The sequence below is a fragment of the Haloferax prahovense DSM 18310 genome (assembly GCF_000336815.1).
GTDB classification, from domain to species: domain Archaea; phylum Halobacteriota; class Halobacteria; order Halobacteriales; family Haloferacaceae; genus Haloferax; species Haloferax prahovense.
Genome location: NZ_AOLG01000056.1, coordinates 123,818 through 139,439, shown reverse-complemented (window position 1 = coordinate 139,439; position 15,622 = coordinate 123,818). Strand labels below are relative to the sequence as shown.

The 15,622-nt window shown below is 54.8% G+C and carries 12 protein-coding genes and 2 pseudogenes; 10 read left to right on the top strand and 4 right to left on the bottom strand.

Annotated elements, in window-relative coordinates; translation table 11 throughout:
* Positions 1-207: 207 nt before the first annotated feature.
* The 3 genes and pseudogenes from C457_RS19895 to C457_RS19890 form a co-directional block, all read right to left on the bottom strand.
* On the bottom strand, positions 208-354 hold the full coding sequence (locus C457_RS19895) for a zinc ribbon domain-containing protein (protein WP_083864320.1): 147 nt from the start codon (positions 352-354) through the stop codon (positions 208-210).
* 186 nt (positions 355-540) lie between these two features.
* Positions 541-1,162 (bottom strand): annotated as a pseudogene (locus C457_RS17940) (RNA-guided endonuclease TnpB family protein); the annotation flags it as partial.
* A gap of 229 nt (positions 1,163-1,391) precedes the next feature.
* The gene (locus C457_RS19890; RefSeq protein WP_008096880.1) at positions 1,392-2,135 is read right to left on the bottom strand and encodes an Lrp/AsnC family transcriptional regulator; all 744 of its coding nucleotides are present in this window, start codon (positions 2,133-2,135) and stop codon (positions 1,392-1,394) included.
* A 355-nt stretch (positions 2,136-2,490) separates the two neighbouring features.
* On the opposite strand from C457_RS19890, the gene C457_RS19885 reads away from it, so the two are divergent.
* The 7 genes from C457_RS19885 to C457_RS17905 all read left to right on the top strand — a co-directional run bounded on the left by C457_RS19885 (position 2,491) and on the right by C457_RS17905 (position 10,907).
* On the top strand, positions 2,491-2,946 hold the full coding sequence (locus tag C457_RS19885; protein ID WP_239640780.1) for a zinc ribbon domain-containing protein: 456 nt from the start codon (positions 2,491-2,493) through the stop codon (positions 2,944-2,946).
* 3 nt (positions 2,947-2,949) lie between these two features.
* Positions 2,950-3,369 (top strand): universal stress protein, encoded by a 420-nt coding sequence (locus tag C457_RS19880; RefSeq protein ID WP_008096876.1) that lies wholly within the window; start codon positions 2,950-2,952, stop codon positions 3,367-3,369.
* Between the two features lie 57 nt (positions 3,370-3,426).
* Positions 3,427-5,703: an amino acid permease gene (locus C457_RS17930; RefSeq protein WP_008096874.1), complete on the top strand. Its 2,277-nt coding sequence runs from the start codon at positions 3,427-3,429 to the stop codon at positions 5,701-5,703.
* A 4-nt stretch (positions 5,704-5,707) separates the two neighbouring features.
* Positions 5,708-6,391, top strand: a complete 684-nt coding sequence (locus C457_RS17925; protein ID WP_008096872.1) for a potassium channel family protein — start codon at positions 5,708-5,710, stop codon at positions 6,389-6,391.
* Positions 6,392-6,454: 63 nt separating this feature from the next.
* Positions 6,455-8,002 carry a TrkH family potassium uptake protein gene (locus C457_RS17920; protein WP_008096870.1) on the top strand — a complete coding sequence of 516 codons (1,548 nt, stop codon included), beginning with the start codon at positions 6,455-6,457 and terminating at the stop codon, positions 8,000-8,002.
* Positions 8,003-8,771: 769 nt separating this feature from the next.
* Positions 8,772-8,924, top strand: coding sequence for a hypothetical protein (locus C457_RS20415; RefSeq protein WP_161611455.1), 153 nt, complete (start codon positions 8,772-8,774; stop codon positions 8,922-8,924).
* Between the two features lie 183 nt (positions 8,925-9,107).
* A complete protein-coding gene (locus C457_RS17905) occupies positions 9,108-10,907 on the top strand; it encodes a cation:proton antiporter domain-containing protein (RefSeq protein ID WP_008096869.1) in 1,800 nt (599 codons plus the stop codon).
* A gap of 140 nt (positions 10,908-11,047) precedes the next feature.
* Here C457_RS17905 and C457_RS19875 read toward each other — a convergent pair.
* Positions 11,048-11,332, bottom strand: a pseudogene (locus C457_RS19875) (PadR family transcriptional regulator).
* 181 nt (positions 11,333-11,513) lie between these two features.
* On the opposite strand from C457_RS19875, the gene C457_RS17895 reads away from it, so the two are divergent.
* From C457_RS17895 to C457_RS17885, 3 genes are all read left to right on the top strand, one after another.
* A complete protein-coding gene (locus C457_RS17895) occupies positions 11,514-12,812 on the top strand; it encodes an IS4 family transposase (protein WP_049913706.1) in 1,299 nt (432 codons plus the stop codon).
* A 368-nt stretch (positions 12,813-13,180) separates the two neighbouring features.
* Positions 13,181-14,245: a TrmB family transcriptional regulator gene (locus C457_RS17890; RefSeq protein WP_008096863.1), complete on the top strand. Its 1,065-nt coding sequence runs from the start codon at positions 13,181-13,183 to the stop codon at positions 14,243-14,245.
* Between the two features lie 234 nt (positions 14,246-14,479).
* Positions 14,480-15,526, top strand: coding sequence for a PAS domain-containing sensor histidine kinase (locus C457_RS17885; RefSeq protein WP_008096861.1), 1,047 nt, complete (start codon positions 14,480-14,482; stop codon positions 15,524-15,526).
* Positions 15,527-15,622: the final 96 nt, after the last annotated feature.

Here is a 15,622-nt window from a genome sequence, read left to right as displayed (position 1 = left end):
ATGGTACACGCGAACTCAGGTGTGTCGTAATGAAGATCATCCTCACAAATCCCGCGTTCATTCCGGGGAGAGGATCGTCAGTATCTCAGCGCCCGGGGTGAGGTCCGGGTTGATTTTCAACCACGGGAGGCATGCTCCGACTGAAATGGTTGTCACACCTCCACCGACTATAATACTTTCATGGAGCGATTGAGCGGCCATAATTCTTCAAAATTCGTAGCAGGCAATTTCGGTCGAACCACAGCTTGGACATTTCTCCCTCTCTGGGAAGACACACGTTCCACAGTCTCGACACTCGTACAGGGTACTCTCATCGCTTCTCCTTGCTCGCTGAAGCAGCTCGAGTAATCCCATTTGTCTAGTTCTGGCCCCCAACACAAATTAACGTTTCTTAGAACTCTAGCCACTATATAAATGGATCAATCACTTGGTGTAGTGGCTTGTGAACCGCCTCGAGGTCAAGTGGTTCGAGAGACCTGTGGTCTCTCGTCATCACGAAACGGCGCAGCCGTTTCGGACGACCCCGAGGCTTCCCGTGGATTAATCGGACACTCCCACCCGACCATCGGCCTGATAGCCTCGAACGGTCGGATGGGTCACGGTCGGCAGATTCACACAGCCCGATGCCTGGCGTCGCAGTTTCCGAACAGTCGGTAACGTCTTGAGAGCAGGCACATTTCGATTCAACGACTCCAACCCTTTCTTCGCAATGTTTACTGCCGCGTTTCGGTCAGCGTGGTCTTGCCGACCACACGCGTTGCACTTGAACCGTTTCTTCCGACGATTCGACCGAGCAGTATGCTCACACTCAGTAAAAGAACACGTCTGACTGATGTAAGCCGGGTCAATATCATCGCTCGGAATCCCCCTCGAACACCGCTTTGTACACGACGAACCAACGGAGTTTGTGAAACGGTAAGGAGTGCAACCGGCGATTCATCCGAGTCCCGTAGTCAATCGAGTCTCGCATATGCCTGAGGTCTTCAAACACAACGAGCGGCGACTCGAATTCTTGAACCCACTCCACGATTCGCCGGGAGACTTGGTGGAGTTGGTCGTGAACGTATCGTTCCTCTTTGTTCTCGAACATGCGGTCGAACGCTGTTTGTCCAACGTTCTGCATCCGCTTTCGCATCGTGAAGTACCGATGCCGCTCTTGCTGACCGAACTTCGTGGTACGCTTCAGAAAGAAGTCGCTCGTTGCCGGGTTGGAGTTGGAAGACTAATGTCTTCGTCAGCGACTTCTCCATACTCTAATCGTGGGACAGGAGTTTTGTAAAGGTATAGATAACCGTTGATAGGTTAGGAGTTGTCGGCTTCACCCTCGCGGTCAAGCCCCGAGGCGCTCGCCTCGCCTATCTGTAGATTTGTTCCGCATCTTGTGCAATGGCTCACTGGCCAGTGAATGCGGTCAATGTCTCTTCAGTAACCCCGGACCGGGAATGAATCGTAACGAAATCGCTCTCCTTGATTAGGGTTTGGCCAGTTGGCGTAATGGTTCCTTCATCACGATTGATTCGGACGACCAGCACATCCGAAGGGATGAGGCCTACTTCGTTCGCTTCTTGAAGCGTTTTCCCAGCAATCGGTGCATCTTCTCTAACGAGAATTTCCACAACATCGGCATCCCCTGCCAGTCCCGCAACGCCTGTGACGGGGGAAGCTAGTTTTTCGTCTCGAGGACCGAATGGAGCATACGGACGGAAATATTCTCGATGGACCAAATCTTCGTCGTCGATTTCGATGCCGAGGGACGTGATTCCTTGTGCGATTCGGGTGAGGTCATCTGTATCTGTTCCAACGACTGTAATCCGGAGATCACCTTTGCCGGACATGATCTCTCGAACATTAATTACGCCCGGTAAGTCGAGGACTCGTTGGGCCATCTCTTCGCGATCCCGGGAACCCGTACTGCAGACGTAGTGGTTTGTGAGTCGTCCACTGACCTTTTGGTAATCAATATCGGCATGATAGCCTCTGATTACACCTGCTTCTTCGAGTCGGCGGATTCGATTCCGGACAGTCGGTGCCGAGACGTCAACTTTCTCTGCGATATCAGGTGCAGACGTGTGACGGGCTTCCTGCGACAGATAATACAGGATTTGTTCGTCGGTCGTATCGATTTGAAGAGACATATTTATACCTCAACTTTGGTAGCAAACTCACTTTTAACTTATTGTTAGGTATTCGTTTGAATTCTATGACTCTACTAATACTCGAATGCGGGTTGAATAACTGAAAACCCCCTCAGCAAGCAGCAAACACGCTGACCATAGGGTCGAACGAACAGAAAATAGCATACGGTCAAAATAGGTAATCGTTGAAAAATGCGGCAGTTATTTATCTTTCCGCAATGTCGCTCAAATATGAACTCGGTTCCCACACACCTCACGTTGGCATTGGGAGACGCGATGCGAACGAGGGATTTCAGAATTAATCGGCTGTCTGAACCAGAAGAGTACCATATTGCTGTAAGCAGGTGGTGAGATAATGGTGGACTCAAGTGAGGGATCAGCACCACCCAATAACCTCTCCGATACGCTCATCCAGCGAATTGATGCGCTGGGCCTCCCCGAATTGAAATCCGTGCTTTCGTATGTTGAGCGCCGTATCGAAGCGCTTCGAACCCCAATCGAGGAGGAAATTGAGGCGACTGCTGCTGGAGAGGTCCTCAAAATAGAAGACCACGGCGCGTACGCACTCGTACGAAAGCACCCCCCTAATCCAGAAGGTCCCGGTGTGAATACGGATCGTGTGTCGCTCTATCATGTCCGCCGGGAGCATCGGATGGACGGGACAGAGTCCCTGCACTGGGCGTATCTTGGAGACGTTCATAACGCCCAGCAAATTCGGTGTGGATCTTGTGGAGGAATCCTCGACAAGGAAGCATCCGTCTGCCCTCATTGTGGTGCTGAGAACCCGAAGTACACCGAGACGGAGGAATAAGTCATGTCCGAAAAAATCACAAAACATCTCGTTGTCCCGGTTGCAAATGAAGAGGACGCACGTGAAACCGCGCGAATACTCGACACCTATGAATATGGACAGGTTACTGTCGTTCATATTATCGAGAAGGGAGAGGGAGTACCCGACAAGTTACCTCTCGAACAAGCAGAACAACGAGCGTCGAATGCGTTTGGTGCGTTTCGTGGATTCATTCCAGGGATAGACACGGAAACTGCATACAGTAGAGACGTCGTTACTGCGATTATCGACGTTGCGGCCGATGTAAATGCGAGTGCTATCGCATTCCGCCCCCGGGGAGGAAATCGGCTTGTTCAATTCTTATCAGGTGATACAGCACTCAAGCTGATCACGGACGCAGACCGTCCGGTCATCGCACTCCCGGAAGAGACCAAAAACGAATGATCGTCGACTTGATTCAAAACTGCACACACGGACCGATACAAGACGGAGGGTTATCATATGAGTGAGACTGAGCAAGAACTCGCCCGTGACCTCGGCTTCCTAGAGGCCTACACCATCGGTCTGGGGACGATGATCGGAGCAGGGATTTTCGTCCTTCCGAGTATCGCTGCTCAGCAGGCTGGCCCCGCCAGTATGATTTCGTTCTTTGCAGGGGGTCTAGTTTCGTTGTTAGCGGCTCTTTCTCTCTCGGAGTTGGCGACCGGTATGCCGAAAGCCGGCGGAAGTTACTACTACGTCAATCGCGCACTTGGGCCGTTCTTCGGGAGCATCGTCGGTTGGGGAATGTGGGCTGGGTTAACGTTCGCCTCTGCCTTCTACATGATCGGCTTCGGCCAGTACCTACTTCCGGGACTGGGGCAGTACGTTGGCTTCCTCGCCGGCTGGGGCCAAGTCGGCATTACCATCGCTGCGCTTGTGATGGCTGCGCTCTTGACCGGCGTCAACTACTATGGTGTCAAGGAAACGGGCGCACTCCAGAACGTCATCGTCCTTTCACTTGTTGGACTCATCCTTGCGTTCCTCGGGTTAGGTCTATTCAGTGGTCCGACTATTGGAGAATTCAACCCCAACGGGTGGCCAGCCGTTGCAGCAACAATCGGGACCGTCTACGTCTCGTTCATCGGCTTCGAGGTTATTGCAACCAGTGCTGAAGAGATCAAGAACCCGAGTCGCAATCTCCCACTCGCGATGATTGCGGCTGTCGTGACGCCGACGCTGATGTATGTCGGTGTGATGTTCGTCTCAACCGGAACGCTCTCTATCGAAGCACTGTCAGCCTCCCAGATTCCGGTTGCCGACGTCGCTACCGAGTTCATGGGGACGATCGGGGCGCTGGTGATGATTATTGGTGCCGTCCTTGCGACAGTATCGAGTGCAAACGCCAGTATCCTTTCGGCGGCACGAGTCAACTTCGCGATGGGCCGTGATCGAATTCTCGTCAACTGGCTCAACGAAGTTCACGGCCGGTTCCGGACGCCGTACCGTGCGATTACAGTCACGGGTGTTATCACGCTCGTACTGATTGCTGTTGGCGTTGGAATTGGAACGCTCGCTGAGGTGGCGAGCTTCATGTATCTCGTGACGTACGCCCTCGTTCACGTTGCTGTCGTCGTGTTACGCCGCGCGAACCCTGAGGCGTACGACCCATCTTTCAAAATCCCGAGCCTCCTGTACCCCATCGTGCCCATCTTGGGATTCGTGGCATGCCTCGTGATTCTCGTCCAGATGAGTCTCATCGTCCAGGCTATCGGGTCTGTCATCGTCGTTTTCGGTGTGATTTGGTACCTCTTCTACGCACGTGACCGGGCGCTCAGTGAGAGCCTCGTCGGCGAAGCGATTGCACCCGAACCGGCTCCGGTGGCGAATGGTGAAGGACGGTATCGTGTCGTCGTCCCGGTTGCGAACCCGGAGACAGAACGGGACCTTCTCCGGATGGCTGCGGCAAGCGCGCATGCCCACGAAAGCGATCACGCTGAGGTAATCGCCGTAAACGTCATTGAAGTCCCGCGCCAAACTTCCCTTTCCCAGGATCTCACCTTCGAGGAAGAGCGAGTTGAACGGCAACGAGAACTGCTTGATTCTGCTCGTGATATTGCGACTGAGCTCGACATCGGGCTCCGAACTAGGGCGATTGTCGGTCGTAACGCGGGATCTGTTATACTTGACGTGATCGAAGAGGAAAGCGCAGACCACGTCCTGCTTGGCTGGCAAGGTACCCGGAGCCGACGCGAACACGTCCTCGGGTCGACGATCGACCCCGTTATCGGACGTGCCCCGTGTGATGCAACGCTCGTGAAGCTCGGGCTGGAAGACGGACGCGGAGAAGGAGACATCATGGTGCTTGCTGGTGAGGGCCCACACGCGCCGGTTGCAGCCCAACGTGCTGCTGAATTTGTTGCCTCAGCTGACGAGGCCTCGTTGACGCTCCTCAACGTGCAGTCCCCAGAGAGCGATAGTGACGAAGATCTCTCGCCAACCGAACGTGGTGAAGCGGTGATCGCCGACTTAGCTGAACGTGCTGGAATCGAGTACATGGCGTACGAGTCCAAGGTGATGGTAGTTGAGGACACTAAACAAGCCATCATTGAGGCTGCTCAGGAGTACGACACCGTCTGTGTCGGTGCCACACGAGCGGGGACGATTTCGCAGGCAGTATTCGGCTCGCTCCCCGAGAAAATCGGTGCAGAACTAGCTCAAACAGTCGTAATGGCGCGCGGAAAAGAGAAATCTCCGATGTCAGTTCGAGAAGCCCTTCTGCGGAGGCTGGAGGTCTAACAACATGTACATCATCATCATCGGTGCTGGCGATATCGGTACACCACTCATCGATATCGCAACAAAAGCAGGCAACGAAGTCGTCGTCATCGAACGCGATGACAAACGCGCAAATCGAGCCGCTAATCGGTTTGATTGTCTGGTACTGAACGCCGACGCCACGACAAAAGACACGTTAGCGGATGCTGGTGCTGCGCAGGCCGACGCACTCATCTCGACGACGGATCAGGATGCAACGAACGTGATGACCTGCCTACTCGCAAAAGAATTCGAAATCCCGGCAATTCTCTCTGTCGTCCACAATCCCGAACATATGAGCCTTTTTCGGCAGATTGGCGTGAACACGATGGAGAACCCACAACAGCTGATTGCCGACTATCTGTATCGGGCTGTCGCACGTCCAGCGATTGTTGATTATATGCGTATTGGTGATGAGGCAGAGGTCTTCGAAATCACAGTCACGAAAGAGGCACCTATCGCAGGGAAAACGCTTCAAGAAGCCGCACAGGCTGGACTTCTCACCGACGAGATGCTTGTCGTGGCGATTGAGCGTGAGGAGAACGACCACCCAATCACTCCCCGTGGCACTACAGTAATCAAGAAAGGGGATCTTTTGACTGTGTATTCTGGGGTTGGTGCCGATCCCGAGATTACGGACATCTTCGGTCACTACGAAGACCATCTCTAGTGAGTCAACCATGCCAAACCCCAGTACAACAGTTGATTGCTTGGTCGTGATTACGGAGAACATATGAACGGATCTGTCGCAACAGTCGGCCGGGACCTCGGTCGTATCCTTGAGGCACTTGGGGGAATGATGCTCGTTTCACTCGTCGTCCCGATCGTCTGGGGCGAATATTATGCAGTCCCAGCACTCCTCGTTTCGGCCGTTATTCCGCTGGCGATTGGCCGAGTGTTATACCAGCGATTCCGTGAAGCCGAAGCTCCGGGACGACTCCACGGGATGGTCGTCGCTGCGTCGGGTTGGTTTTTGGTGGGAGTCTTCGGCTCGTTCCCATTTCTCTTGATTGCGTGGAGCGTTCAGCTTGGCATCCCAGGTTTCGCCCCTACCCAAACAGCGACACTTGCGGCGTTTACTGACCCACTCAATGCCATTTTCGAGAGCATGAGTGGATTCACTGGGACCGGACTTACCATGACCGACAATGAGGAAGTCCTGCCACGTACGCTTCAGTGGTGGCGGACGTTCACCGAATGGGTTGGCGGTGTCGGTGTTATCGTCCTGACGACAGCGATTCTTTCACGCCCCGGAAGTGGATCGCTCACGCTCTACGAGAGTGAAGCCCGCTCCGAGAAGATCCACCCGAGTATCGTTTCGACTGTTCGAACCATCTGGTGGATATTTATTCTGTTTACGCTCGTCTCCATTCTCGCACTATGGTTGGCTGGAATGCCGATTTGGGGGGCGATCAACCATGCAATGACCGGTCTTGCGACTGGAGGGTTCTCGATCACGGATAACTCGATTGCCACCTACGACAGTATCGCAATCGATTTCGTGTTGATTCCGATAATGTTGCTGGGTAGTATTGCATTCCCAGTACACTACCTCATCCTGCAGGGGGATCTCCGAAACTTCTACACGGACCTCCAGACTCGATGGGTGTTCGGCTATATGGGTCTCGGGTCCGCTCTCCTGTGGGCGTTCCTGTACTTCGGAGGCGCTTATAAGACGCCATTTGCCGCCCTGCGCTACGGATTGTTCCAATTCGTCTCAGCTGCGACCTGTACTGGATTCCAGACAGCTGTTGATTCGACCAACGTCGCACTAGGCCGGTGGCCATCATATGCGCAACTTACAGTCGCGTTCGGGATGTTCGTCGGTGGTGCGGCTGGCTCCACGGCGGGTGGTATCAAACTCATTCGTGGATTAACACTCGCGAAAGGAATTCGGTATCACATCGCAGATGTCTTCTACCCCGATACTGCTGTCCGGCGACTGAACATCAATGGACGTCGGTTAAGTGAAGAAGCGGCCAGCCGCGAATTCATGGAGGCAGCTATTATCGTCGTTCTGTGGATTACATTCCTCGTTGTCGGCACCTTCATCTTGCTACTTACGCTTCCAGCCGCTGAGTACTCGCTCGCTAATGTCGTGTTCGAGGTAGCCAGTGCACAGGGTAACGTAGGACTCTCGTCGGGGATTACGGGGCCTGAGTCGCTTCCCACAATCGGAAAGGTTACGTTCCTCTTCAATATGTGGATTGGTCGACTCGAAATCATTCCAGTACTCGTGATGCTCAGAACGATATTCAACCGTGGAGGCCTATACTCATGAAATTGAGGGATTTACCGGTCGTCTCCTACGTGTTTGAGGCAGGGGCGGATAACCGAGTCTTTGACTCACTACTGCTACTCGGGCCACTTGTAATCGGTCTAGTCGTCATCCTCGGTCGATCACTCGTAACTGAAGTCCTTGCAGTCGTGTACATCACTGTATTCGTCACATATACCCTGTATCAGTGGACTCAGAGGTGACTACCAAAACTACAAATGGACAGCGAGATCCCCCCGCGCTCGAATCGCACTCGTATCGCAGGACTCCTCGAGCGCTGGCTACGGTGGTCGGCTATCTGGGGTACCCGTGGGATGCTCGTCAGTACCGTTGTTTTTGTCGCCTACGTCGTGATTGGGTGGAGTCTGACAGTTGTCGGAAGTGTATGGGCACCGTCAGAATTCCTCTGGGTGACGGGTGGTCCTGGCTTCTTTCTGATAGGAACTCTCGTTTCACTGTTTGTCGTGCAGGCGACAGCGTCGCTCATCTTGTACCATTTTCTCACTGGCTTCGAAGACGGCCAGTCGAAATTCGTTGTTTTGGTGAGTTACATCGGACTCGGTTCTGGAGCGGCTGCATTACGATTTCTTTTCCAGCCTAGCCTTGCGTTTCTGTTACGCTGGCTCTGACCTGCCAATTAGGAGGTATCATATGGAATGAGTCATGGTGTATTTGCGTCGCCTATTTTTTGATGATGCTCTCTAATATTCTACAAATGACTAACGAACCGACCCAGAGATCTGAGTCAACTTCTCGGTGGACGAAGTTCAGTATGGTGGTAGGGCTGGCCTGTATTCTGGTTGGGATCGTTATCACTTCTCTCGCACAAGGTCGCTCAGAACTGATCGGTGTCGCTAATGCCATTGGCTATCTGGGATTAGCTTTAGTTCTGGTTTTCTTCTTCATTCAGATCACGGTTGATTGATCAACAATCTCGTTGGAAAATCTTCGAGCAAAGCTATCTCACTTTGTGACGGCTCCGCTGTCAAAGTCCTCTTTTATTTAACCCTCCCGTCTGTAGAGTTGACTTGGTGTTTGAAGCGTGACTGCTGGGTCTGGGATCATTCCACTTGTAGTAATCATCCTTGGGCTCGGTGTCGTTGCACAGATGTTAGCCGATCGACTCTCGATACCGAGTGTTCTCTTCTTGATCCTCGCAGGCATTGCTGTTGGCCCTGAGGGTCTGAACCTAGTGGGTCTTGATTCGTTCGGTGGGCCAGAACCGCTCTCCGGTATTGTCGGCATATCAGTCGCGATTATCGTCTTCGAAGGAGCATTCCATCTCAAAGTTGACAAACTCCAGCAAGCCCCACGTGAAGCGTTCCGACTGGTCACTATAGGCGCGCTTTTCACATTTGTCGCTACGGCTACTGTCGTTCGATTCGCGTTAGATGTACCGTGGTCGCTCTCGTTCCTTGTCGGCGCGCTCCTTATTGCAACCGGACCAACGGTAATCACGCCGATCTTGAACGTCATCTCAGTTCGCGATCAGGTCGGGGCAGCCCTCGAAACGGAAGGAATCGTGAACGACGTGACAGCCGCAATTCTCGCCGTTGTCATCTTTGACCTTGCTGTACTGGGTAACACGGGACTTCCGGCCCTCTTCGAGTCGTTCGCTACTCGACTCGGAGTTGGCGTCCTAGTAGGGGGTGTCACAGCCGCAGTCATCTGGTATCTCCTCAAACATCTCGATTTGACGCCCTCGAATGCCGTACAGAATGCGCGGCTGGTCGTCCTCATCGGTGCAATTGCAACGTATGGTCTCGCAGAAGCGATTGCACCAGAAGCCGGAATCGCGGCTGTCGCCGCTTCGGGCCTCATCCTTGGGAATTCAGACCTTCCGCACGAAGACGAAATCGAGGCATTCAAAGGAGATATTACACTAATTGTCCTTTCTTTTGTGTTTATTTCACTTGCGACGTTGTTATCCTTCAGCGAACTCGTTTCGCTCGGCCTGGGTGGGATACTCGTCGTCGTGGCTGTGACTCTCGTGATTCGCCCTATTTCCGTGTTGTTCTGTACCTATGGTGAGCGATTCACGTTCCGCGAGCAGGTGTTTATGAGTGCTGTTGGCCCCCGTGGAATCATTCCAGCCAGCGTTGCGACACTATTTGCACTCGAACTTCGCTCGACGAGTCCAGAGCAGGCCACTATTCTTGTCGGGTCGGTATTTTTAGTTATACTCATGACAGTCGTTTTCGAGGGTGGTTTTGCTCGCCACATCGCACAAGCACTCAACGTACTTCCCATGCGTGTAATCATTGTTGGTGGAGGGCGCGTTGGTCGCGGCCTTGCCGAACGACTGGAGGATCGAGGTGAAAACGTCGTCATCGTCGATAAGGAAGAAGATGCCGTGGAAACAGCACGCAATGCTGGATTCAGTGCTCATCAGGGCGATGGGACTGACACTAGCGTACTCCAGGCAGCGGGAATCGAGAATGCCAAGATTGTGGTCGCAGCCACAGCGAACGATGACGCGAACCTCCTCATTGCACAGCTTACGAACACGAACTACGATGTCGAAACGGTGATCACTCGAGTAAACACACCGGGCAACGTGGAAGCGTTTGAGGAACTGGGAGTCCGAGCGATCTCGGCGAACGACGCGATCGCTCACGAGATGGACAACGCCATTGAGCGCCCTGCACTATCGGAGTGGATGACAGAACTCGGCCGCTCCGGCGACGTACAGGAAATTGAGGTCACATCAGATCGATTAGTAGGGAAGTCCATCAAGGAACTCGATGAATACCTTCCAGATGGGGTGCTAATTGCGCTCGTCAGCCGGAGCGGTGATTCTCAAATCCCCACTCCCGAGTTAACGCTCCAACGTGGAGACCATCTCACATTCGTTGGCCGTCGAGACGCAGTTCATACTGCAATCGAGCGGTGTCATCCTAATCCGTGACTAAAGCCGACGTGACGGCAGAATTGTGATCGACTCACCCTCTTTGAGGATATCAATAATGCCGACCCAACGTAATAGGTGATGCCAGCCTCACCCACACGGTCAGTCGAAGAAAACGGTCACTCGTCTCGTAACAGCGGTCAGGTGGAGAGTCCGCTGGTATACTGCTGTTCCCAGTCATCGTGGGCTTCGATTTCCCGGCGACCTCTGGCTGTGATCGCGTAGACGTTCGTTCGGCGGTCCTTTTCGCCTTTGTCGAGGAGTCCCTTCTCGACGAGTGTGTCGAGGTTGGGATACAGCCGGCCGTGGTGGATCTCGGTTTCGTAGTAGTCCTCGAGTTAGTCTTTGATTGCGAGTCCGTGTGGTTCATCCAAGTCGGCGGTGAAGTACAGCAGGTCGCGTTGGAACCCGGTCAAATCGTACATTTTGCTGCCCACAGCTAGTTTAAGAATACATATACGTTTGTTGGCCATCGGCCGGGTTTCAGAGTGACCTCGCTGGACGAACGTTTATATCGGAAGATCATCCGTGTTCGGTTAAGCAGAGAACCCGAGAGACTGCGCTCTGTTGACTAAGTTATCGTTGTAGACCGCATGGGGAGTGGGTGTGCTATCCCAACTCTCCCCAGACCTTATTCGACGGCGGCTCACTTCCCTCTTTCCAGCAGAGCTTATCGAAGACATCGCGCGCGAGCGCGATGTCGTCCAACGCCACCGTCGAATCGATGTTACAGCCCTCGTTTGGACGCTCATCTTGGGATTCGCCGTCGGCGGCGAATCCCGAACTATCGCGGGGTTTCAACGTGCCTACGCCGCAGCGACCAATCAGACGCTCTCCCGTTCCAGCTTCTACGATCGGTTCACACCCGCACTCGGACAGTTACTCAGCAACCTCCTCGAGCATGCTCTCGAGGTGGTCGCAGTCCCTCACACACTCGCCCCGCAACTCCAGCAGTTCCGCGATGTGATGATCGCCGATGCAACCGTTTTCCGGTTGCATCGGCTCTTGAGCGAGTTTCCAGCGACGCATCCTGACCAGTCGGGCGCGAAACTTCATCTCGTCCATAACCTCACGAAACAGACAATCGAGCGGTTCGAACTCACCGACGAACGAAGCCACGAGAGCAGCCAGTTCCACACAGGGAACTGGCTGCGAGGGCGGTTGTTGCTGTTCGATCTCGGCTTCTACAGCTATCGTCGGTTCGCACTCATCGAGGAGAACGGCGGCTTCTTCTTGAGTCGGCTGAAGACGAACGCAAACCCACGAATCACAGAGGCACGTCGGAAATGGCGCGGGCGCACCATTTCCTTACTAGACCGTCGTCTTCAGGATGTTCTCGGTGATCTTACGCGCGAGATTATCGATGTAACCGCCGAGGTGAGCTTCAAACGGCGTCCGTACGGTGAGAAGCATTCGAGTGCGACGATGGAATTCCGCGTCGTCGGTGTCCTCGTTGCGGACACCGACGACTATCATCTGTACATCACGAACCTGCCGGATGAGTTCACACCGGAGCAAGTCGCGGCGTTGTACGGAGTGCGGTGGGAAGTAGAAGTGCTGTTCCGTGAGTTGAAATCGCTGTACGGGTTGGAGAAGTTCCAGACAAGCAATCCAGCAATCGTGGAGTTGCTTGTGGTAGCGGCTCTGCTGACACTCACGGTCAGCAGAGCCTTGCTTGGCGTGTTTCAGAGGATGCACCTAGAAACGATGTTTCCACGAGAACGCTGGGCGAAGACCTTCCGGTCTTTCGCCCAGCTCATCCTTGAAGACCTAGCTCAGTCGTTCGGACATCCACCGCCGAACTTGGCTGAGCTCATATTTTGCAACGCACGCCAACCAGAGAAATCACGCCTCTTACTCAGCGAACGAGTAGCTGAAGCCTTCAAAACGGAGGTTAGAGCTTAACCGAACACAGATGGAGTAAGCCCTCTCGTGGAGAGGCATCGCTCGGGAACGCCGCTGGCGCGGCGTTCCCTCGCTCTCTCAACGAATTTACAGCAGAATAGTNCTCTCGTGGAGAGGCATCGCTCGGGAACGCCGCTGGCGCGGCGTTCCCTCGCTCTCTCAACGAATTTACAGCAGAATAGTCTGCCATAATGTCGAGGTCTTCGGTTCCAGTGTTGCGTTCAGCACTGAGTGAAATCTGATTCGGCAACTACTGTTTACGGCGGGGAGGAATCACGTTCATCATACTGGTCTGTCGGCCTACAATGGCCCCTCGGTGTCCAACGCTTTACTAAGATTTATCCCCCGCCTTGGCCGAACACTTGGATATGGTGGAAGACGAGGTGGTGGACAGCCTCATGAGGATTGGGCTCTCGGACAAGGAGTCGCGGGCATACGTGACGATACTCCGTAACGGGGCGACGACAATCCGAGTCGTCTCTGAAGAGGCTGACATCTCTAAGAGTTACGCGTACGATATCGTCGGAAAACTCGAGGAGCGCGACCTCATCGAAATCGACGACCACGTCCAACCGACGCAGTTGCGAGCGATTCCGCCCGCAGAGGGCATCGACAACCTCGTTTCCCAACTACAGACCGTCGAGTCCCAGTTAGAGGACCTGTTTGACTCCGAGAGCTACGAACAGCAGAAGTTCAGTATCATCAAATCTCGACGGACGATACTCGCTCAGCTCAATAAGCTGATCGACGCCGCCGAATCGGAACTCGTTCTCGCACTTCCCGCATCGGTGCTTCATCGGGTCGAAGACTCGCTCAGAGAGGCGCGGAGTCGGGGCGTATTTTGTATGCTTCTCGTCACGGAGTATGACGGCACGAGTTCGATCGACGGTGCGACCGCGAGTATCATCCAGACGTGGAGCGCCCCGGCCCCGGTGACGCTTACTGTTGACCGGGGTGACGGTATCATCGCCTCGGCAGATGCGATACTGAACTCGAACTCCGATGAATATGCCATCTACCACGCTGAGGAGCACATCGTCTCCTCGTTGTTCGACTCGTTTATCGCGAACTACTGGCCGATGGGCGAGCAGGTGCATGTCGGGTCAAAAAGTCAACTGCCGGCGACGTTCACGAGTTTCCGCCACGCGGTGTTCGACGCGACGCTACATCTGATGGACGGATCTGTCGTCACGGCCGAGATGGACATCCGTCCCACCCAGAGTAACGCGGCGTTCGAGACGACGACTGGGACGATCGTGGCGGTGAAACAGAGCCTCGTTCGGCCCTTCTCGAACGACTTCCCGACCCAGGAGTCGTTCGTCGTTGAGACGCCTGACGACACGTTTACCGTCGGTGGCTCGAAGGCGTTCTTGGAGGATTTCGAGGCCCGGCGCGTCGTCTTCCGGTCGGTCAGCGATACAGAACAGGAATAGCGTTTCCTGCACGTACTCACCGACCAGTCGCAGTGGACTGCCCCGCGTGGGACTCCTCGGTTATCCTTCCGTCGGCTCGAGCCGACCTCCTTCGACGTCACTCGATTAGCACTAACGTCCGGTTTGCTCGTCCACGAACGAGACTCACCCTTCAGAACGCAGCTTTGACGCCGGCTGCTCCGCCGTCGGACTCCGGGACTGGTACTTATCTCACTCGCCTCGAAACACCCCCGTATGAGTAACAGCTCGCTTGGCCAACGGCCCGATTTCCAGGACCTGTTCGACCAGCTTGATGGGGTCGCGCTTTGGACGGTATCCGCGCCCGGCGAGTTCGACTACATTAGCGCTGGCTTCGAAGACATCTGGGGGATTCCCCCCGAGGCGGTCATGGACGACATCACACGGCTGCTCGACGCCATCCATCCCGAAGACCGCGACCGGGTGCGACAGAATATCGAGGCCTCAGCCCAGGGGGCCCACGACGAGGCGTACGAGGGTCGCGTCGTCCGACCCGATGGGTCGGTTCGCTGGGTGCTGACGCGGCAGGTGCTCCTCCGCGATGACGACGGTGACGTCTCGGAGGTCGTCGGTATCTGTACGGACATCACGGAGCAGAAACGCCGGGAGCGAGAGCTCGAACTGCTGAACCGAATCGTCCGCCACGATATCCGCAACGATATGGGGGTCGTACTCGGGTGGGCAGAGATGCTCGAAGACCACGTCGATGATGACAGGAGCGAGTACCTCCAGAAAATCCTCGACAGCGGTGAGCACGTCGTCGAACTGACCGAGGTCGCACGTGACTACGTGGAGACGATTGCATCGAACGAGAGTGTCACTATCGCGTCGGTACCGATTCGCTCGATTCTCGAAACCGAGCTATCGATTCGCAAGGAGTCTTTCCCGGAGGCCGCGTTCGTGGTGGCGGGAGCGCTCCCCGATGTCGAGGTCGCCGGAAATAGCATGCTCAGTTCGGTGTTTCGGAACCTCCTGAACAACGCCGTCCAACACAACGACAAGGACGCGCCTCGCGTCGAGATCTCGTGTACGGCCCGAGACGACGATGTCGAGATTCGAATCGCCGACAACGGGCCGGGCATCCCGGACGACAGGAAAGAACTCGCGTTCGGAAAAGGTGAGCGAGGTCTCGGGAGCCCCGGCACGGGTATCGGACTCTACCTCGTCGACACCCTGGTCACGCGGTACGGCGGTTCGGTCCGGGTCGAAGACAACGAACCGACGGGTGCCGTCTTCGTCGTCGAACTCCCGCGCACCGACTGACTCGACTGCGGTTTCTGTGGTACAGTACGACATCGCCGTTGAATGGGAGCGCCGCGCGACGTCGCCTGTGGGGCAGAAGAGTTCGGTGACGAGTTG